Below are 20,194 nucleotides of genomic sequence, written 5' to 3'. Positions count from 1 at the left end.
GGGTATGCGTCGAGGCCGCTCAGGCAGTACGCCCGGGCGGCCTCAGCCGTTCGCAAGGGTGCCTCAGGCCTCCGTCACCGCGGTGACCCGCCACGGGGCCAGCCGCTGCACGTCGCGGGCCGTCTCCGTGACACCGCTCAGGAAACCCTGCGCGCGTGGCGACGCCGTGTCACGCAGCCACTCCGGGGCGATGTCGCAGACCGCGACCTTGACCTCCGTGCCCGCCAGCGCCAGCGGCAGTGTGTGGACCACTGTGGACGGGAAGCTCAGGACAGTGCGGCCGATCGGGCCGCGGCGGGCGATGAGTTCCAGGGGGAGGTCCGGGCGGACGATCTCCAGGCCGGTGGCGGCTTCCAGGGCGTGGAGTTTGTCGGCGGACTCGCGGCGGTGCGCGAAGTAGCGGGTCGCGCCGTGGGTACGGGCCAGGGCGGCGACCGCCTCCAGGTACTGGGCCTGGTCGATCACGCCCGTCTCGGCCAGGGACGTGCCGACCAGGTCCGCGCCCTTGGTGAGGAGCGGTGGGCCGAAGCGGGCGCGGGTCCACGCGAAGGTGTTGGGGGTGACCGTGACGCCGGCCGGAGCCTCGACCGGCATGGCGGTGAACACCTCGACCTCGCGGGTCGCGGACGGGGTGAAGCGGCGGCGGGCGGTGGCAGTGACCGGGGCCAGGATCAGGTCGCGGGGGCCCACGCTGCCCCGTCGGTGCCAGCGCACCAGCCGCTCGCCACGGGCGAGTTGGGCGACGAACTCCATCGTCGCCGTGCCGTCGTCGACCACCGTGAGACGGCGGGCGCGGACCATGGACAGGAGGAGCTGCACGTAGCGGGAGAACGGGTCGCCGATCACGATCCGGTCCGCTTTGCGCAGTAGTCCCGTCAGGGCCCGGAGGGTTTTCAGTGGCGCGCCCGCCCCGCCGCGTGCCTCCTGCCAGCGGACGTTGACGCCCTCGTCGCGGGCCAGCTCCGCCATCCGGCGCAGCTGGCCGCGCGACATCGGGTCGACCGGAGGGAGGACGACGACCGTTATGTCCGCCAGGACGTGGTCGTCACCTCCCTCTGCGCAGGCCCACTCCAGGACGTTCAGGAGCTGGACCGGGCTCTCGACGAAGGCGAGGTTCACCGGTCGGCCCGTCAGACCGCGACCGGCTCGGCGGCCGGGGCCGCCTCGGTGTTCTCGGCGACGACGCCCGCGACACGGCGGAGCTTCTTCATCGGGCCGAGCTCGGACTCGTACACCTTCTTGACGCCGTCACCGAGGGAGGCCTCGATGGTGCGGATGTCGCGGACCAGGCGGGTCAGGCCCTGCGGCTCGACGGAGGCGGCCTGGTCGGAGCCCCACATGGCGCGGTCGAGGGTGATGTGGCGCTCGACGAACGCGGCGCCGAGGGCGACGGCGGCGAGGGTGGTCTGCAGGCCGGTCTCGTGGCCGCTGTAGCCGATCGGGACGTTGGGGTACTCCTGCTGGAGGGTGTTGATGACGCGGAGGTTCAGCTCCTCGGCCTTCGCCGGGTACGTCGACGTGGCGTGGCAGAGAAGGATGTTGTCCGAGCCGAGGACCTCGACCGCGTGGCGGATCTGGCGCGGGGTCGACATGCCGGTGGAGAGGATGATCGTGCGGCCCGTGGCGCGCAGCGAGCGGAGCAGCTCGTCGTCGGTGAGGGAGGCGGAGGCGACCTTGTGGGCGGGGACGTCGAACTTCTCCAGGAAGGCGACGGCCTCGGTGTCCCACGGGGAGGCGAACCAGTCGATGCCGCGCTCGGCGCAGTGGTCGGAGATGGCGCGGTACTCGGCCTCGCCGAACTCGACGCGGTGACGGTAGTCGATGTACGTCATCCGGCCCCAGGGGGTGTCGCGCTCGATGTCCCACTGGTCGCGCGGGGTGCAGATCTCCGGGGTGCGCTTCTGGAACTTGACGGCGTCGCAGCCGGCTTCGGCGGCCACGTCGATCAGCGCGAGGGCGTTCTTGAGGTCGCCGTTGTGGTTGATGCCGATCTCGCCGGTGATGTAGACGGGCTGGCCGGGGCCGGCGGTGCGGGTGCCGAGAGTGCGCAGACGGGAGGTGCTCATGGGGGTGTTTCCTTACTTGGTGGTGGAATCGGTGGGGGTGGGAAGGTGGCTGGTGAGGGTGGGACCGAGCAGCCACGCCGCGATTTCGCGGATGGCGCCGAAGCCGCCGGGGGTGGTCGTGACGGCGCGCGCCGCGGCGCGTACCGAGTCATGGGCGCTCGCTACGGCGACGGGCCAGCCTGCGAGGGCGAAGCAGGGCAGGTCGTTGACGTCGTTGCCGACGTAGAGCACCCGCTCGGGGGCGATGCCGTGCTCGTCGCACCACTGCTTGAGGGCGAGGTCCTTGCGGTCGATGCCGTGCAGGACGGGGACCTTGAGCTTGTGGGCGCGGGCGGCGACGACCGGGTTCTGCTCGGTGGAGAGGATCAGGAGGTCGAGACCCGCCTTGCGCAGGGCGGCGATGCCGAGACCGTCTCCGCGGTGGACGGCGACGATCTCGCGTCCGTCGGAGTCGATCAGGACCCGGTCGTCGGTCTGCGTGCCGTCGAAGTCGAGGACGACCGCGTCGATGTCCTCGCGGGCCGGCAGCGGTGACGGGTCCAGGAGCGGTGCGAGGGCGCGGGCGCGGGCCAGGTCGTGCGGGTCGTCGATCTCCAGGACCCGGGCGGGGTCGGTGGTGATCAGCGCGGTGTGACCGAAGAAGCGGTGCCGGTGGGTACGGAAGCCCGCGACGTCCATCGCGTAGGCGGCGCCGGTCTCCAGCAGGTCCTGGGGGCGGTCCTGGCGGCGCGGGCGGACGGCCTTGTCGTGGTTGACGCCGTAGGTGTCGTCCTCGACCGCGCTGCCGTCGCGCCAGATGAAGCCGTGGAACGGGGCGACGGTGACGGCCGTGTCGGCGCCGTCGCGGGCGACCGCGGCGGCCACGCCGTCGATGTCCTCGCGGGTGACGAACGGGCTGGTGCACTGGACGAGCAGCACCACGTCGGCGGTGCGCTCGTGCATCGCCTCGTACGCGTCGAGTGCGTGCAGGACCGCCGCCTCGCTGGTCGCGGTGTCGCCCGCGATGGCCTGCGGGCGCTGGACGCAGTGCACGCGCTCGGCGGCCCCGAGCGCGTCGCCCGCCGCCCGGGCCGCGTCCGCGATCGCCGCGTCGTCCGTGGTGACGACGACGTCCGTGACCTCGCGGGCGGCCAGGCAGGCGCGGACCGCGCGGGCGACCAGCGGTATGCCGCCGACCTGGGCGAGGTTCTTGGCCGGCACGCCCTTGGATCCGCCGCGGGCGGGGATCACGGCGAGCACGGTCGGGTTCGGCGTCGGTATCGGGGTCGGCGTCATGTCTGCTCCTGGATTCGTGGTCACAGCTCGCCCATCCGTCGGATCACGGGGGCGACCCGCTGGACGCCTTGTCGGTACGCGCCGCGCGCCGCTTCCCGTACCGCGTCGCGGACCGCGCCCCGCAGCCCGCCGGTCTCGCGCGGCGCGGCGGCACCGGGCAGCGGGTGGCCGTCGGGGGCCAGGTGGTGGCGGGCGAGGATGCCGGGCAGGTAGCCGGGGGCGGTGGCGGGTGTGTAGTACGGGGCGAGGCCGGGCAGGCGGGGCGCGGCCAGCAGTGCGTCGACGCGGGCCCGTGCGGTCTCGTAAGCCGTGTCGTAGGTGCCGTCGGCGGCGACGCCCTGGCCGGCCAGCCACTTCTCGTCGGGCTCCGGGTGGGAGCCGCCGTCGAGCCGGTCCCACGAGGTGAGCAGGCCCGAGCCGATGAAGTGGTGGTTGCCGAGGGTCTCGCGGACGCCGAGGTCGCTGAGGACCGCGGTGGGGATGCGCCGGTGGAGGGACTCCAGCGCGGCGGTCGAGGAGACCGTGACCAGCAGGTCGGTGCGGTCGAGGACCTCGCCCATGTGCCCGTACACGAGGCGGAAGTTGGGGGGCAGTCCGCCGGGCAGCTTCTCCGCGAGCCGCTGGTACGGGAGTTCTTCGATATGTGTGGTGTGCTCGCCGGGCTTGGAGCGCAGCTTCAGCAGCACCTCGCGGCCCGGGTGCAGCCTGGCGTGCTCGACGAGCCTGCGCAGCAGGTACGTACGGTCGGCGCGGGACGCCGGTACGGAGGGCTGGGCGGCGAACACCACGGTGTCGCGGCCCTCCTGCGGCCGGTGCGGGGCGCCGCCGAGGAACGGCAGTGCGGCCTCCGTGACGGCGGAGGCGTCGGCTCCCACTCCCTCGTACACGGCGCGGAAACGCTCCGCGTCGTGGCGGGAGTTGGCAAGGACGACGTCCGCGCCGTGCCGCAGCAGCAGACCGTCGGCGAGCTTCTCGTAGACGACACCGACATAGCCGGTGACGACGACGGGCCTGGCGGGCAGCCGCAGGGCGGCGAGGCCGTGCAGCATCGCCTGGACGGCGCCCCCGACGAGGGCGAGAACCACGACGTCGTACGCCTCGTCCCGCACGGTGTGCAGGAACTCGACGGCCGTCACTTCGCGCACCCGGCCGGTCTCGACGCCGACGTCACCGACTTCGGCGAGCTGGCGGGCGGTCGGGGTGGCCCGGCCACGCAGGAGCAGTCCGCTGATCTCGACCGGCCGTTCCGCTGCCCGGGGCGCGCCCGGGGACCCGGTGGTCAGGCGGCGCGCGGTGAGCGCGCCCCATTTCCACCGGGTGTCCGAGTCGGCGAGTACGGCGACCCGGAGCGCCGTCGTTCTGCTGGTACGTGGGGGCACGTCCTAGAAGTTAGGAAGGCATTTCGATTCGTGGCCCAACGCGACGGCAACAGATGGTTAACAGCCCGCCGACGCTTGGCGAATCGGCTTCACAAAAGGCCCTCAATCACTGTGGATTCGATCCGGTTCATCGTTCCGACACGCGTCGTTCACCTGCCGTCCCTCCTGGGGCCAGGGCAAATGACGAGCACCCGCCTAGCGTGAGACGGGTGGTTAAGCTCTCCGTCATCGTGCCGTTCTACAACGTGCAGACATACGCCCCCGACACCCTGAGGAGCCTGCGGGCCAACGCCCGCGAGGACTTCGAATTCATCCTCGTCGACGACTGTTCGACCGACGGGACCGCGGACATACTGCGCCGCGCGGAGGACGAGATTCCGGGGGTGGTCGTCAGCAGACACAAGCAGAACGGCGGGCTGGCCACCGCCCGGAACACCGGTCTGGACGCGGCCCGCGGCGAGTACCTCGCCTTCCTGGACGGCGACGACTGGGTGGCCCCCGGCTACCTCCCCGGGCTCCTGGCCCGGGCCGAGGCGCTGGGCTGCGACTTCGTCCGTACCGACCATGTGCAGGTCGACGGCAGGACCCGTACGGTGCACCGCGTACCGCACGGCCGGCGCGACGAGGTCATGGACCCGCGGACCGCGATCCTGCCCGCCGCGCGGACCACCTCGGTCGACTACCCGTACGCCTGGGCGGGCCTCTACCACCGCCGGCTCCTGGACCGCGGACTGCTGCACTTCACGGACGGTCTGCGCACCGCCGAGGACCGGCCGTGGATCTGGCGGCTGCACCGCGAGGCAGATTCCTTCGCGGTGCTCGGATTTCTCGGCATTTTCTACCGGCGTGGCGTCGCCTCGTCACTGACCCAGATCGGTGACGTGCGTCAGCTCGATTTCATTCGTTCATTTGATCAAGTGGTGAGGGAAACGGCGGAGGACCGCGATGCGCAGGCCCTTCTGCCGAAAGCGGTCCGCACCTATTGCGCCATCATTTCTCATCACATGAGCTCGATGGAGAGATTCGAACCCGCCGTGGCCCGAGCCCTGAAGTCGATGAGTGCGGCCGCACTCAAGCGGATGCCGCAGGACGTGCTGGACGAGGCCCTGGACTCGATGGACGTACAGCGCGCGACCCTGCTGCGCAGGCTGCGCCGCCGCCCGGTCGCCGCGAAGGAGGTGGCGGCCGCATGAGCAGCCGGACCCGTACGACGCAGATCTTCCTCGCCTCCACCCTCTACGGCACCGCCACCCTCGCGGCCGCGCTGGACGCGGGCGCCTTCGCGGACGCCGACCGCCGCATCCTGCTCGTCTCGAACAACGCGGCGATTCCGGAGACGACACCCGCCGTCGACGCGATGCCCGGGTTCGACGCCCTGCGCGGCCGGTTCGACGACGTGGTGTCGTGGAACGAGACCATCGCCCCGTTCCACCCGAGCGGCTGGGCCCCGCGCCCGGACGACGTACCGCTGTGGGAGCGTCATCTGCGCCTCGCGTGGGGACTCGGGGACGACACCGTCGAGCTCGCGATCGAGTCGATCCAGGTCAACCCGGCGATGGCGATCGCCCAGATGTTCACCGGCGCACCGATCGATGTGTACGCGGACGGGCTGATGAGCTACGGCCCGACCAGGAACAAGATCGATCCGCTGACCGGCACCCGGGTGCGGCGGCTGCTCCACCTCGACCTCGTGCCGGGGCTGAAGCCGCTGCTGCTCACGGAGTTCGGCGTCACGTCGCAGATCGTGCCGACCGAGGCGTTCCTCAAGGTGCTCGGTGAACTGGCCGACGCGCACGATGTGGTGGGGAGCGTGCCGTCCGTCGAGGCGCCGGCGCTGCTGCTCGGCCAGTACCTCTCCGCGCTGGGTCTGATCAGCGCCGCGGAGGAGGAGAAGCTGCATCTGCGCATGATGCGCGGGGCGGTCGAACTCGGCCACACCCGGCTGGTGTTCAAGCCGCATCCGACGGCGCCGGCGCAGTGGTCGCGGGCGATGGAGGCGGAGGCGGAGACGCTCGGCGCCGAGCTGACGGTGCTGGACTCGGGGGTGCTGACGGCGCCGGTGCTGGCCGAGGTGCTGTACCGGCGGATGCGGCCGGCGCTGGTCGTCGGCTGCTTCTCGACCGCGCTGCTCACGGCGTCGGCGTTCTACGGTGTGCCGGTCGCCCGGGTCGGTACGGAGATGCTGCTGGACCGGCTGTCGCCGTTCGAGAACAGCAACCGGGTTCCGGTGACGCTGGTGGACGCGCTGGTCCCGGACCTCGCCGACCGGCAGGCGGTCACAAAGACGGGGGCGGTGGCACCGGCCGAGCTGAACGAGCTGGTCGCCGCGGTCGGGTTCACGATGCAGCCGAAGATCTACCCGGAGCTGCGGCCGGCCGCGGAGCGGTATCTCTCCGCCCATCTCACGGCGACGACCTGGCGCTACTTCAAGCGCAAGCGGCTCACCTCGCTGGGGCTGCCGGGTGGAGTGCCCGCGCAGTTCGCGTTCCTGCCGAAGAACGCCGCGGTGCGCAGGGTTGCGCGGCGGGCGAAGTCGTTGCGGCGTGTTGTGCTCCGCTGAGACGGCTCGACCGGGTGCTCCGTCTCGAGCCCGCCCGGCGATCGAGGGCAGAAAAGGGGGGGCGGGGCGCCTGGTCGGCGCCCCGCCCCCCCTTTCGTCGTGCCGTCAGATACGCACGCCGCCCTGGATCACCCGGAGGTCCGCGGCGTTCGCCTCGGTGACCTTCCAGAGTTCCTGCTGCCTGCCGTGGACGTCGGCGACCGTCGCCGCATGGTCGTCCAGCAGCCCCGCCGCCCGCTCCGCGAGCCGCGCCCCGAGGTACCGGTCGTGGACGGAGATGCCCCACTCCGGGCGGTCGATGTCGGACAGGAAGTACGCCATCTTCGGGTGCGAGATCAGGCTGATGATCGGCGTACCGCAGCCGAACGGGATCATGCCGGCGTGCCCGCGCATCCCGATGACCAGCTTGGTCCGGGCGTACGTGGACCGGATCTCATGGTTCTCGAAGTCGTACATCGGGATCACCGGCAGTGAGATGCCGTGCTCGCGCCGCAGGTCGAACGCGATCCGCTCGTCGTCCAGCGAGTGCGCCACACACTTCACCTCGGCGCGCTTGCCGAGTTCCTTCACCGCGGTGGCCATCTCGGCGAGGAAGTGCGCGTAGTCGTGGCCGAAGCGGAGCCCGGACCGGTCGTACGCGGCGTTGATCAGCACGGTGTTCTCGCGCTGCACGGGGTCGGTCCAGCCGCTGACCAGCTGCCGGGTGACCGTGGTCGGGCAGGGCTGGAAGCGGACCTTGTCGTGCAGCGACGACGGCAGAAGCGCGCGGACCTTCTCGATGGAGCCGTGGTTGCGCAGCCCGAAGAACGAGGCGCGCTCCACCAGCTTCCGCAGGGAGGAGAGGAACCGGTCCCGGCCATGGCCGTACGCCTGTCCGTCGAAGGCGTTGAATCCGACGGCGTACACCATGACGGGTACGTCGATCCGCTCCAGCAGTTCGTCGGGGACGTTCCACTGCCAGCCGCTGTTGCCGTTCGGCGCGGTGTCCGGGATGAAGAGGCCACCGCCGCCGATGACCAGTCCGCGCCGGGCGTTGACCCGCTCCAGCGCGGCCTCGTCGAACAGCCGGTGGGCGTGGACCGAGTGCCAGCGGGCCGGGCCGGTGTCCTGGCCGAACGCCAGCCGGACGCTCTCCGGGAGCAGCTTGTCCCCGGCATTGCCCTGCCGCTCCATGTAGAAGGCGACATGCGCGAGCTGATCGGCGGCCGGTCCCTCCACAGGGGCGGGCGCGTCCTTGGTGCGCTTGTACATCAGCCGGTTCGCCCGGTGGGTCGGGTCGACGCCGAGCCCCTGGAGTGCGTACGCCGCCGCCGTGGCGTCGTCGCCGTGGATCCAGGCGATCTGGGCGAGCCGCGCGAAGGAGGTCGCGGCCCGGTTGGGCGCGGCGGCCGCGAGAAGGAGCTGGGCGCGGGCCTCCTCGTAACGGGAGACACTCATCAACGCGTGGCCGAGCACCTCGTGCGCCCAGGCCTCGTCGACGGGTATCCGGACGCTGCCGAGCAGGTCGGCCGCCTCCTGGTACTCACCGGCGGCGATGTGTGCGGCGGCGACCCGGCGGGCGCTCTCCGGGTCGGCGGTGCGGCGGACGTGCGGGGTGCCGTAGTGCACCAGCAGGTCGTGGTGCTTGGCGCCGGGCAGGGCGAGGTACGCGGCGTGGAACTCGGCGTCGGACAGCTCGAACTCGCGCCAGCGGTCCTCGGCCTGGCCGTAGCCCGCCTCGCCGCCCTGCCAGGGCTTGTGCCGCCCGGTGAAGTGCAGGATCGCGGTGGTGTCGGGCACCGGGAGGTCGCCGGAGAGCCGCCGCTTGACGAAGTTGTAGCGGGCGTCGAGCTGCACGAAGTCGCCGTCGAGGACGGCGTTCAGGATGCCCTGGTCGTGCTTGTCGAGCTCGTACGTGCCCTTGCGGCCGACCTCGTCGATCGTCGCGCAGAACTCGTCGCTCAGATACTCGCGCTGGATGACCAGCAGCCCGCTGTTGAGCTTGTGCTGTCCGAAGAAGAACTGCGGCACTGCGGCCAGGCCGTCGCGCAGCTCCAGCAGTTCGCCGAGACCGCCGAGGACCACCATGTCGGTGTCCAGGGTGATCACGGTGTCGTAGTCACGCACGCGGAACACGTCGAGGATGAAGTACGCCTTGCGGACCAGGTAGTTGTCCTGGTCGCCCTTGGCGTACGAGTCGTAGTGCTCGGCGTCGACCCGGCGGAAGTCGACGCGCGGGTGCAGCGCCCGGATCCGGGCGACGGAGGCGGGGCGCAGTCCGTCGTGCAGGACCAGGAAGTCCTCGCAGACACCCGGGTTGGACAGGGCGAGGCTGCGCAGCAGGGTCAGGAAGCCGGGCAGGTAGTTCTCGTCCACGAAGCTCGCGAAGGCGACGCGGCGCTTGCCGGTGAGCGCGTTCGCGGGGGCGGGGGTCCGGGGCACGGGCACGGGTGCGTGCGCGGTGGTCGCGGTGGGCGTCGTCATCGCAGTCTGATCCTCATATCGGTGACGCTCTGGGCGCGTTCCATGACCCACGCCTTTTCGCTCGTGTACTCGTGCACGGAGGTGATCGGCATCTTCATCGCGGCGGGCAGGCGGTAGGCCCCGCTCTCGTAGAAGTCGAAGCCGATCAGGTCGAGCTGCGAGCTGACGTCCAGGTAGTCCAGCAGCCACAGCATGTTGAAGCCGCTGGTGGGGATCGCCGGCCAGACGGCGGTGCCGACCTTGCCGATGTCCCGCAGCGGCCAGCGCAGCGATTCGTCGCCGAGGTACTTCTGGGCGCCCGGTACGAGCCGGTTGCGCAGCGAGTACTTCCAGTCGCCGGAGAGCCCGCCGAAGACCAGCCGGGTGTGGACCTTCCGGTCCCAGTTGAAGCCGTGCTTGTGGATGGTGGCGTGGATGTCGGTGCGCTTGCCGGTCGCCGACGGGTCGATCCTGTACGAGTTGAAGCGGACGACGAGGTCGTACGCGTCGATCTCGGCGCCCATCGAACTGCTTCCGACGCGCTGCGAGTTGGCGATCAGGCAGATCGACTTGCCCGCTATCCGGTTACGGAACTCGCCGAGTGTGATCCATTCGACGTCGCCGAAGGTGGGGTCGCCGATCGGGCCGCGCATCCGGGTCCGGCGCTGCTCGGCGTAGAGCGCGATCAGGTCGGTGAGAAGGGCGAGGTCGGTGGGGCTGATGGGGCTGCCGGCGCCACTGCCCGCCAGGCCGCCGGCCTCCATCGCAAGGCCCAGGTACTGGGACGCGGCCTCCTGGATCTCCGGCACCGGGGCTCCGGCCCGGTCCTGGGTGAGCAGCGCGCCGATCAGCCGGGGCCGGGCCGCGCGCCATTCGCCGCGCGCGTGCAGCTCCAGGCCTTCCGCCCAGGACTCGGTGACGGACCGGCCGGTGAACTCGGCGGCTTCCGGGCAGTCGCTCTCCAGCTTCCGCAGCAGTTCGTCCTGGCGCTCGGCGCCGGCACGCAGACCGGCGATCTTCGCCGCCACGCCGAAGCCGTCCTCGTCGGTGAGCCCGAGGTAGCGCTCGTACGCCTCGACCGCGGCGCTCTCCGCCCCCATCGCCTCCAGCGTGCGGGCCCGCAGCCGCCAGCCCGCGCGGGAGCGCCTGCGCTGGGTCAGCACGGTGTCCGTGATGAGGATCGCGAGCTTCAGCTCGTCCTCGTAACCGCAGTCCAGCGCCTTGTTGCCGACCGCGAGCAGCGGGTCGAGCAGTGCGTCGCCGAGCACGAGCGACGAACCTGTCCCGCCCTTGCCCGGGCGCCGCAGCAGTGGGAGCGGGGAGGCCGCGGCGGCCGTCTGCTCCATCGTGGCGTGGATGGCCAGCAGGTTCCGCAGCGCCTCCGCGAGAGCCGTACGCCGCCGGTCGAGCCCGGCGACCAGCTTCCCGCTGTGCGCGGCACAGGCGCGCAGGCAGGTCTCCAGTTCCGTCGGGAGGACGGTGGCGAGGTGGGACGTCCCGCCTTCGGGCGGGGCCGAGTCCCCCGCGTCACGTTGCCGTGGCCAGCGGGTGCGGGCTTTCGTCATGGCGCTCCAAGCGTCTGGTGCCCGTGGGGGGAAGGGGCGTGAGAAGGGCTACGGATGTTCGGAAACCGTGTGAGGTTCCATAGCACGCTAAGAAACTTGAACGGCCGCGAGATGAACTCGCCCTGTCAGCACGGGAAATTGCTCCCTTCCCGCTCGTTCCGGAGCCATCGGCGCCCTAGCCTGACCCTTCGCCGCTGTTGGAAGGGATGTCAGTGACCATCACTCCGGAGATGCCGGGCAGGACGACCGAGCGGGTTTCCACCGCCGCCGCGCAGGTGGGGCCCCGGTCACCGCAGGCGCGCCCCGCACCCCGGCTGCGGGCCCTCGACGGGCTGCGGCTGGTCGCCGCGCTGATGGTCGCGGCGTACCACTACGGGGGCCGGGGCGGTGAGATCACCGCGGCGTGGGGAGTCTCCGCCGCTTCCCTGTTCCCGTCCGCCCACACGTGGTTCGCCTACGGCTGTCTCGGTGTACAGATCTTCTTCGTCATCAGCGGCTTCGTGATCTGCATGAGCGGCTGGGGCCGTTCGCTCGCGTCGTTCTTCGCCTCGCGGGCGGCCAGGCTGCTGCCCGCGTACTGGGCGTCGGTCGTCCTCGTGACCCTGGTCTTCGCGCTGCCGACGGTGGCGTACGAGGCGGTCTCGCCCAGCGACGCGCTGGTCAACCTGACCCTGCTCCAGCAGCCGCTGGGCGTGGACCGGGTGCTGGGCGTGTGCTGGACGCTGTGGGCGGAAATACGGTTCTACGCCCTGTTCGCGGTGTGCGTCGTCCTGCCGGGGGCCACCCGGCGGCGGATCGTGCTCTTCTGCGCCGCGTGGACACTGGCCGCGGCGCTCGGCAAGGCATCCGGCGAGCCGCTGCTCGACGTGGTCCTGATGCCGGCGTACGCCCCGTTCTTCATCGGCGGCATCGGGCTCTACCTGGTCCACCGCAACCGGCGGGACGTCACGGCCTGGGGCATCGTCGGCGTCAGCTGGCTGCTCGGCCAGCACTACGCGGTGGCCGAACTGTGGCACCCGGCGGGTCCGCACGCCTTCTCGTACCGCTCGTCACTGGTCATCATCGCGATCGTGACCGCGGGATTCGCCGCGGTCGCCGCCGTCGCGCTGGGTGCCCTGGCCCGCTTCGACCACCGGTGGCTGACCGTAGCGGGAGCTCTGACGTACCCCTTCTACCTCGTCCATGAGCATCTGGGCTGGGTGGCGGTGAACACGCTCCATCAGCGCCTCGGGGTCCCCCCGTGGGCGACGGCGGCGCTCACGGTGGTGCTGATGCTGACGCTGGCCTGGCTGCTGCACCGGTACGTGGAGCGGTTCCTCACACCGCGGCTGCGCAGATCACTGACGGGCGGTCCGGGCCGCTCCGTCTGACACCCGCTCGGCGCACCCGTACCACTCCGCGATCCCCGCGCGACGACCAGCCGCAGACCGTGCGCCCGCGCTCTTCCCGGGCTCGCGGGGCAGGGCCATCCAGCCGCGCACCCGGAACCCCGCACGCCCGGACCGCCGTCCGTACGGGAAGGGCGGCGGCAGAGATCCACCGGGATGTCCCCGACGAGGAGGACGTACGCGCCCTCGAAGTCCTGCGGCGCGTGATCCACGACGCGGGCGGTGAGGCGTGGCACCGGTGAACCGGTGGCCGCCCGTCCGCCTCACACGCTGCTGAGCGAGAGCTTCGCCGCGAACCCGAGGAACAGCACACCCGCCGCCGAAGTGGCCCCGGCCGACAGCCGCTTGCGGCGGCGGAAGGCGGCGGACAGCCGGGTGCCGCCGAATATCAGCGCCGACAGGTAGAGGAAGCTCGCGATCTGCAGCAGCGTCCCCAGCAGCAGGAAGGACAGTGCGGGATAGGCGTACCCGGGGTCGACGAACTGCACGAAGAAGGAGATCAGGAACAGGATCGCCTTCGGGTTGAAGAGGCTCACCACCAGCGCCCGCCGGTAGGGACGCTCCACCGCCCCGGCCGCCGTCCCCGCCCCGCCCGGTCCGGCGGCCTCGTCCGCCAACTCGGCGATCTGCCGGTGCCGCTCGCGCCACATGGCAACCGAGGCCCGCAGCATGCCGATCGCCAGCCACGTCAGATAGCCCGCGCCCGCGTACTTGACGACGGCGAAGAGCACCGGCGTCGTCTGCAGCAGGGAGGCGGCGCCGAGCGCGGACAGCGTCATCAGCACGGTGTCACCGGTCCACACACCGGCAGCCGCCACATACCCGGTCCGCACACCGCGGCGGGCGGCGACGGAGAGCACGTACAGCGAATTCGGCCCCGGCAGCAGAACGATCAGCACGAGGCCGACGAGATAGGTCGGAAGATCAGTGACACCCAGCATGAACAGGAGTGTCGCACGGGGGTACGACACTCCGTTCGGGTGTCTCGGCGGACGGTACGGCCCAGCCTTCGCCGTCGAGAAGAAGGGAGATCATCCGTGCGGGCGGAGCCACCCTTCAGAACGCGTCCGTCGGCACGTAGACCCCCCACACCTCCCGCAGCGCGTTGCACACCTCGCCGACCGTCGCCCGCGCCGCCAGCGCGTCCTTCATCGGATAGAGGACGTTGTCCGTCCCCTCGGCCGCCTTCTTCAGCCGTCCCAGCGCCTCGTCCACCGCGTCCTGGTCCCGTTCGGCGCGGAGCTTCGTCAGCCGGGCCGCCTGCGCGGCCTCGATCGCCGGGTCGACGCGGAGCGGCTCGTACGGCTCCTCCTCGTCGAGCTGGAAGCGGTTGACGCCGACGACGACGCGCTCCCCACTGTCCGTCTGCAGGGCGATGCGGTAGGCGCTGCGCTCGATCTCGTTCTTCTGGAAGCCGCGCTCGATGGCATTGACCGCGCCGCCCATGTCCTCGACCTTGCCCATGAGGTCCGCGGCCGCGGCTTCGACGGCATCCGTCATCTTCTCGACGACGTACGAACCCGCGAACGGGTCGACCGTGGCGGTGACGTCCGTCTCGTACGCCAGGACCTGCTGGGTGCGGAGCGCGAGCCGGGCGGACTTGTCGGTCGGCAGGGCGATCGCCTCGTCGAACGAGTTGGTGTGCAGCGACTGCGTGCCGCCGAGGACCGCGCCGAGCCCCTGGACCGCGACGCGCACCAGGTTGACCTCGGGCTGCTGGGCGGTCAGCTGGACGCCCGCGGTCTGGGTGTGGAAGCGCAGCATCAGCGACTTGGGGTTCTTCGCGCCGAACTCCTCCTTCATCACCCGGGCCCAGATCCGGCGGGCGGCGCGGAACTTGGCGACCTCTTCCAGGATCGTCGTACGGGCGACGAAGAAGAAGGAGAGACGCGGGGCGAAGTCGTCGACGTCCATGCCGGCCGCGACGGCGGTACGGACGTACTCGATGCCGTCCGCGAGGGTGAACGCGATCTCCTGCGCGGGCGAGGCCCCGGCCTCCGCCATGTGGTAGCCGGAGATCGAGATGGTGTTCCACTTCGGGATCTCGGCCCGGCAGTACTTGAAGATGTCGGCGATCAGCCGGAGCGAGGGCCCCGGCGGGAAGATGTACGTGCCGCGGGCGATGTACTCCTTGAGGACGTCGTTCTGGATGGTGCCGGTCAGCTTGTCCGCCGGAACGCCCTGCTCCTCTCCGACCAGCTGGTACAGCAGGAGGAGCAACGCGGCCGGGGCGTTGATCGTCATGGACGTCGAGACCTTGTCCAGCGGGATCCCGCCGAACAGGACCCGCATGTCGTCGATCGAGTCGATCGCCACCCCGACCTTGCCGACCTCGCCGGACGCGATCGCCGCGTCGGAGTCGTAGCCCATCTGGGTGGGCAGGTCGAAGGCGACGGAGAGGCCCATCGTGCCGTTGGCGATCAGCTGCTTGTAGCGGGCGTTGGATTCCGTGGCCGTGCCGAAACCCGCGTACTGACGCATCGTCCACGGCCGGCCGGTGTACATCGACGGGTAGACACCGCGCGTGAAGGGGTAGGCACCCGGCTCTCCCAGCTTGTCATCGGGGTTCCACCCGTCGAGTGCGTCCGGCCCGTACACCGGCTCGATGGGCAGTCCCGACTCCGACTCGCGCGTCATCTGCTGTACCTCCCACTGAAGCTACCAACTGGTAACCAACGACCCTCGCGACGGACTGTAGCGGCGGGCGTGCGACCGGTGGAGGGGCACCGGCTGGGACCTTGCTCACAGGGTGCGTCCTCTGTCCCTCCCCACCGCACTCACCATCATGCGCGGGCTTTGGCAACCGGGCAGAGCGGGAATCCGTCCCAAGAGACAACGAAGGAGTCAGGGGGCCGAGGATGATATGGGCACACAGAACCCGGCGCGGTGAAGGAACGGCACACCGGGCAGGCGGTACGGCGGTGTCCGTCGCCGCCGTCCTGACGCTGGCCGCCACGACCGCGGGCTGCCAGGCGCATGCCTCCAGCGGTTCCGCGGCGAAGCCCTCGTCCTCGCCGAGGACCTCCGCCCCGGCGACCGACGATGCCAAGCCCGCCGCGTCCCCCTCGTCGTCGACCGCCGCGCCCTCGCCGTCGGTGTCCGCCGCACCGAAGCCCGCTCCGCAGGGCAGGACATTGATGGCGACCGGCTCCGAGGGCAAGCAGGTACGGGAACTGCAGGCCCGGCTCCGTCAGATCGGCCACTTCGACCGCAGCCCGACGGGCTACTACGGAACGGTCACCGTCGCCGCCGTGCAGTCCTTCCAGGGCAAGCGCGGCCTGTCCCGTACAGGCCGAACGGACACCCTCACCTGGCAGAAGCTGGTCGCCATGACGCGGAAGCCGACGGCCGCCGAGCTGAACCCGCCGACCTCCCGGCCCGCCGCCAGGCCCGACAAGCGCTGCATGACCGGGCGGGTGCTCTGCATCAGCAAGAACAGCCGGACCCTGTCGTGGATGATCGACGGCCGGGTCGTCTCCTCGATGGACGTGCGGTTCGGCTCGCAGTACACGCCGACCCGCGAAGGCACCTTCTCCATCTACTGGAAGTCCCGGCACCACGTGTCGACGATCTATCACACGGCCATGCCCTACGCGATGTTCTTCAGCGGCGGCCAGGCGGTGCACTACTCGGCGGACTTCGCGGCCCGCGGCTACAGCGGCGCGTCGCACGGCTGTGTGAACGTCCGGGACGAGGGAAAGATCGCCGCCCTCTTCGACCAGGTGCGGGGCGGCGACAAGGTCGTCATCTACTGGTGAGCGGGAGCGAGGTGAAGGGGGCGCGGGCGGGACCGGGGGAACGTGTCCCGCCCGCGCCAGGTGCGCTGAGCCGAAGGTACGGGGGGAACCCCGGCTCTGTGCGCTGCCGATGACCAGTCGGCTCACTCCGTACTGCGTCGACGGGCCGAAAAGTGTCACACCCTGCGCCGGCGGAGCGGTCGGAACGGCTCAGCCGCTGACCGAGGCGGTGGGCCGGACGGCCGGAGCTGTGGCCGCAGGGGAGGTGACAGCGGTCGGGGACGCCGGTGCCGACGGGGCCGGGGCGTCGGGCGTGTACCTGCGCGCGTCCGCGTCGGCACTGTTCTGCTGGTCGCCACCGTTCCCCTGCCCGTCGGCGCCGCTCCCCTGCTCCCGGTCGCCCTCGTCACCGGCCTTGTCGAACACGCGCTGACAGAACCCGTCCAGGTTGGCGGCGCCGTCGGCCAGCGTTTCGAGTTGGCGCCTGCGGGCACCGTCGAGCTTGCCGTCGCGGTAGTCGCGGCACGCCTTGAGGGTCCGGGCGAACGGGGCACTCGACGTGCCACCCTGGGCGCTACCGGGTGTGCCCTCGCTGCCGGTCGCGTCCGGTGAACGGGGGCCGGCGCTCTCGCCGTTCCGGGCGCCGCTCCCGTCCGGTGTTCCGCCCGGGCCGGACGTGCCGTCCCCGTCGCCCTTGCCCTGGTTCGTTCCCCCGGTGGAATCCGGGGAGGTGTTCACGTCCGGCGATCCCGACGGCGGAGCGGTCGTCCTGCCGGACCCGTCCCCGGAGCCCAGTTCCTCCGGAAACTCGGATGCCGACACCGAGGAGGCCGGCAGCGGGTCGGCGTGTTCGCCGAACGGGCCGGGAAGCACGCCCACACCTGCCGCGACGGCCACCCCGCCGAGCGCACAGCCCGCGAGGGAGGCGGCAAGACCGAAACGGACGGGACGGCTCCAGAGCCCCGCACGCATGCGGCCGCCCTCCGAGACCGACGGGCCGATGCGTACCGGCCCCAGCGTCCGGGGGTCACCGCCCTCCGCGGCGTGTCCCGCCGACGCCCGCGTCCCTGCGCGCGGGACCGACCGGAACACGGCCAGCGCGGCGGCCTCGCCCGGCAGTTCACCGGTGGCCGGGCGGCCACTGCGGGCGACCGCGCCCAGCACGGCCGCGAGCCGTTCGGCGTCGGTGCGCGCGTGGCCCTCGCCGGGATCGACCGGTTCGCCGCGTAGCAAACGCTCCGCCGCGTCCCTGTCAAGCCATGCGTACTGCTCGTCGGCCATCACATGTCCCTCTGCGTCCACGGACGCGAATCCGTCACACCGGCGGACGCCGCCAGACCGGTCCGGGAAAGGCGCTGCGCGGGCACCGCGCCGAGTTCCGCCGCAGAAGCTGCCGCGCTCCCGTGCGGCAGGCTTCCACGCGACGCGCCCTCCTCGCCACCGTCGTCGTCACTGTCCGCGCGGAGCAGCTCCGCCAGCCGTTTCAGTCCGCGGTGCGCGGCGGTGCGTACCGCTCCTGGCCGCTTGCCCAGCGTCTGCGCCGCGCTCTTCGCATCCAGGCCGACCACCACGCGCAGCACGACGGCCTCGGCCTGATCCTGCGGCAGTTGGGCGATGAGGGACATGGCGCGGTCGGTGGCCAGGGCTTCCATCGCCTCGTCGGCGGTGTCGGACCCGGCCGGCTTCTCGGACAGTTCGGTCTCGTCGCCGCCGATGGCGGGGCGCCTGCCGCGCATCCGCAGATGATCGAGGGCCCGGTTACGGGCTATCCGCGCCGCCCAGCCGCGGAACCGGTCGGCGTCTCCGCTGAACCGGTCGAGGTCGCGCGCTATCTGCAGCCAGGACTCGGACGCCACGTCCTCCGCGTCCGGCTCCCCCACCAGCGTGAGTATGTAGCCCAGCAGCCGTGGCTGCACGGCGCGGTACACAGAACGGAAGGCGTCCTCGTCCCCGTCCTGTGCCGCGAGCACCGCGGCAGTCAACTCCGCGTCGTCCCCCAGCACTCCCTCAACCCGCCCTGCTGTCCCGAATCGCAGCTGGTCATCACTGCCGCGCCACCCTGCGCGACTCAGCACGCTACGTCCTTCGCAGGGGCCGCGTCCATGACTTGCACAACCCGCAACGTTCACGGACACAGTGAGGTGTGACAGAAAACGCACTCATGGCGCTGAGAGGAGTACGGGGTCGCCCTGCGGCCCCGCGGAAGACGACCGGGGCCTCTCCTGTGGGGGGTGGCGGCCCCGGTCGTCCTCGTTCCCCCTCAGCTCTCTCTGTCCGGCCGGTCCAAGGTCCCGCCCAGCGCCGTTCCCGGAGGACGCCCTTCCAACCCGGTGACGGACCGTTCGGCGACTCAGTCGGCAGCGGTCCTGTCCTTGCCGTCGCTCCCCGTCCGGTTCCCGCTCCCTTTCGGCAGCGCCCGGCCGCCCTGTTTCCCCTCAGGCACGACCTTCTTCTCCGCCTCCCCCTTCGCGTCCCGGTTGCCCTGGACCTTCTTCGACTCCCTCGGTGACCGCTGCCCGAGGAGCCCGTCGCAGTAGGCCGTCACCGCCGCCTCCGACGCACCGCCCGCCGCCGCCTCCAGCCGTTCGAAGGCGGCGGCGTCCATGGCCTTCCCGCTGCCCCGGTCGCTGAGGTACACACGGCACAGCGCGGCATCGTCCTGTGCCCGGTCGGGCCGGCCGGAAGGATGCACGTCGCCGGAAGCGTTCGTGGCCCCCGGCGCCGCACCGTCGCCGTCCGGCCGCAGCGACTCCTCGCCGGAGGGACGCCCACCGGGTGTCGCGGGAGAGGTGCGCGGGGGGCGTACGGACTCCGCCCCGTCGGGCTCACCGCCACCGAAAGGTGCCGGAATCGCCCCCGACCCCGCGGCCACCGCGACCCCGCCGAGCGTCGTCGCAGCCACGAAGCCGCCGAGCATCACCCGAAGCGAGCGCACACCACGCCGTCGTTTCGCCGGACGCCAGTCGTCACGCCGACGCCGCCACCACACCACCCCGGCGTGCGCGCCCTCGTCCCGCGCGGCCACGAAGGCGGCGGTCGCGCGCTTCTCGTCGCCGGGGTCGAGCGCCCCGGTACGCCGCGCTGCCGCGAGCAGGGCGGCAAGTTCAGGTGTCTCCGGCGCTTCTGGCGGCCGCTGCGATTCGTGTCTCATTCTTCATTTCCCAGCGTCCGGCTCACCCTGTTTGTCACAGCACCTGCCGCACGGCCCGCGGACAACTGCCCCGCCAGCCTCTTGAGTCCACGGTACGCGGACGTGCGGACCGCCCCCGCACGCTTGCCGAGCACCCGCGCCGCCGCAGGACCGTCCAGACCGACGACCACCCGCAGAAGTACGGCCTCGGCCTGCTCGCGCGGCAGCGTGCCGATGATCTCCAGCGCCGCTTGGGTGGAGAGCGTCTCCAGCGCCGCGGCGGCCGTGTCGTGGCCGCCGGGCAACTGAAGCACGTCCTGTTCGATCAAGGTGGTACGGGGCCGCCGCTTCAGCTTCCTCACGTGGTCGAGCGCACGGTGGCGGGCGATCATCGCGGTCCAGCCGCGGAACCCGGCTCCGTCACCGCGGAACCGTCCCAGATCGCGGGCTATCTCCAGCCAGGCGTCGGAGGTCACGTCCTCGGCGTCGTCGCCGACCAGTCCGCGTACGTAGCCGAGGAGGCCCGGCTGCACCATCCGGTATGCGACGGCGAAGGCGTCCTTGTCCCCCTGCTGGGCACGTTCGACGGCATCGCCGAGCTCGGTGTCGTACATCTGCCTGCGGCGCTGCTCCCCGCCCGTGCCCAACACAC

General features: G+C 71.4%; 16 protein-coding genes. 4 read left to right on the top strand and 12 right to left on the bottom strand.

Annotated features, from left to right (window positions below; all coding sequences use genetic code 11):
* Positions 1-63 precede the first annotated feature (63 nt).
* The 4 genes from AB0I23_RS04990 to AB0I23_RS04975 are packed head-to-tail and all read right to left on the bottom strand — an operon-like array spanning position 64 to position 4,720.
* Entirely contained in the window at positions 64-1,119 is a 1,056-nt protein-coding gene (locus AB0I23_RS04990; protein WP_359106872.1) for a hypothetical protein, read from the bottom strand.
* Positions 1,120-1,130: 11 nt separating this feature from the next.
* Complete coding sequence (locus AB0I23_RS04985; protein WP_359106870.1) at positions 1,131-2,066, bottom strand: N-acetylneuraminate synthase family protein; 936 nt, start codon at positions 2,064-2,066, stop codon at positions 1,131-1,133.
* A gap of 12 nt (positions 2,067-2,078) precedes the next feature.
* Positions 2,079-3,341: an acylneuraminate cytidylyltransferase gene (locus tag AB0I23_RS04980; protein ID WP_359106868.1), complete on the bottom strand. Its 1,263-nt coding sequence runs from the start codon at positions 3,339-3,341 to the stop codon at positions 2,079-2,081.
* Positions 3,342-3,361: 20 nt separating this feature from the next.
* The gene (locus AB0I23_RS04975; protein ID WP_359106866.1) at positions 3,362-4,720 is read right to left on the bottom strand and encodes a DUF6716 putative glycosyltransferase; all 1,359 of its coding nucleotides are present in this window, start codon (positions 4,718-4,720) and stop codon (positions 3,362-3,364) included.
* Between the two features lie 209 nt (positions 4,721-4,929).
* Here AB0I23_RS04975 and AB0I23_RS04970 point away from each other — a divergent pair, with 209 nt between their 5' ends.
* Both AB0I23_RS04970 and AB0I23_RS04965 read left to right on the top strand, forming a co-directional pair.
* On the top strand, positions 4,930-5,913 hold the full coding sequence (locus tag AB0I23_RS04970; protein WP_359106864.1) for a glycosyltransferase family 2 protein: 984 nt from the start codon (positions 4,930-4,932) through the stop codon (positions 5,911-5,913).
* A complete protein-coding gene (locus AB0I23_RS04965; protein WP_359106862.1) occupies positions 5,910-7,280 on the top strand; it encodes a polysialyltransferase family glycosyltransferase in 1,371 nt (456 codons plus the stop codon). Before AB0I23_RS04970 ends, AB0I23_RS04965 begins: the two co-directional genes overlap by 4 nt.
* A 105-nt stretch (positions 7,281-7,385) precedes the next feature.
* Here the strand turns inward: AB0I23_RS04965 and AB0I23_RS04960 are convergent, their stop codons facing one another.
* Both AB0I23_RS04960 and AB0I23_RS04955 read right to left on the bottom strand, forming a co-directional pair.
* On the bottom strand, positions 7,386-9,743 hold the full coding sequence (locus tag AB0I23_RS04960) for a glycosyltransferase (RefSeq protein WP_359106861.1): 2,358 nt from the start codon (positions 9,741-9,743) through the stop codon (positions 7,386-7,388).
* Positions 9,740-11,287 (bottom strand): hypothetical protein, encoded by a 1,548-nt coding sequence (locus AB0I23_RS04955; RefSeq protein ID WP_359106859.1) that lies wholly within the window; start codon positions 11,285-11,287, stop codon positions 9,740-9,742. Before AB0I23_RS04955 ends, AB0I23_RS04960 begins: the two co-directional genes overlap by 4 nt.
* Positions 11,288-11,493: 206 nt before the next feature.
* Between AB0I23_RS04955 and AB0I23_RS04950 the strand changes: the two genes are divergently transcribed.
* Positions 11,494-12,657 carry an acyltransferase family protein gene (locus tag AB0I23_RS04950; RefSeq protein WP_359106857.1) on the top strand — a complete coding sequence of 388 codons (1,164 nt, stop codon included), beginning with the start codon at positions 11,494-11,496 and terminating at the stop codon, positions 12,655-12,657.
* A 281-nt stretch (positions 12,658-12,938) separates the two neighbouring features.
* Here the strand turns inward: AB0I23_RS04950 and leuE are convergent, their stop codons facing one another.
* Entirely contained in the window at positions 12,939-13,616 is a 678-nt protein-coding gene (gene leuE, locus AB0I23_RS04945) for a leucine efflux protein LeuE (protein ID WP_359106855.1), read from the bottom strand.
* Between the two features lie 115 nt (positions 13,617-13,731).
* Positions 13,732-15,312, bottom strand: coding sequence for an acyl-CoA mutase large subunit family protein (locus AB0I23_RS04940; protein ID WP_359106853.1), 1,581 nt, complete (start codon positions 15,310-15,312; stop codon positions 13,732-13,734).
* A 221-nt stretch (positions 15,313-15,533) separates the two neighbouring features.
* Between AB0I23_RS04940 and AB0I23_RS04935 the strand changes: the two genes are divergently transcribed.
* The gene (locus AB0I23_RS04935; protein WP_436846871.1) at positions 15,534-16,433 is read left to right on the top strand and encodes a L,D-transpeptidase family protein; all 900 of its coding nucleotides are present in this window, start codon (positions 15,534-15,536) and stop codon (positions 16,431-16,433) included.
* A 189-nt stretch (positions 16,434-16,622) separates the two neighbouring features.
* On the opposite strand, the gene AB0I23_RS04930 is transcribed toward AB0I23_RS04935, so the two are convergent.
* From AB0I23_RS04930 to AB0I23_RS04915, 4 genes are all read right to left on the bottom strand, one after another.
* Positions 16,623-17,714 carry a hypothetical protein gene (locus AB0I23_RS04930; RefSeq protein ID WP_359106849.1) on the bottom strand — a complete coding sequence of 364 codons (1,092 nt, stop codon included), beginning with the start codon at positions 17,712-17,714 and terminating at the stop codon, positions 16,623-16,625.
* Positions 17,693-18,415, bottom strand: coding sequence for an RNA polymerase sigma factor (locus tag AB0I23_RS04925; RefSeq protein WP_359106948.1), 723 nt, complete (start codon positions 18,413-18,415; stop codon positions 17,693-17,695). The genes AB0I23_RS04930 and AB0I23_RS04925 overlap by 22 nt, the downstream gene beginning before the upstream one ends.
* A 347-nt stretch (positions 18,416-18,762) precedes the next feature.
* Positions 18,763-19,563, bottom strand: a complete 801-nt coding sequence (locus AB0I23_RS04920; RefSeq protein ID WP_359106847.1) for a hypothetical protein — start codon at positions 19,561-19,563, stop codon at positions 18,763-18,765.
* On the bottom strand, positions 19,560-20,189 hold the full coding sequence (locus AB0I23_RS04915; protein WP_359106946.1) for an RNA polymerase sigma factor: 630 nt from the start codon (positions 20,187-20,189) through the stop codon (positions 19,560-19,562). The genes AB0I23_RS04920 and AB0I23_RS04915 overlap by 4 nt, the downstream gene beginning before the upstream one ends.
* Between the last annotated feature and the right edge of the window lie 5 nt (positions 20,190-20,194).

This window comes from Streptomyces atratus (genome assembly GCF_040655115.1).
GTDB lineage: Bacteria > Actinomycetota > Actinomycetes > Streptomycetales > Streptomycetaceae > Streptomyces > Streptomyces atratus_D.
The sequence above is the reverse complement of the archived record's forward strand: the minus strand, read 5'-3'. Positions and strand labels throughout refer to the sequence as shown.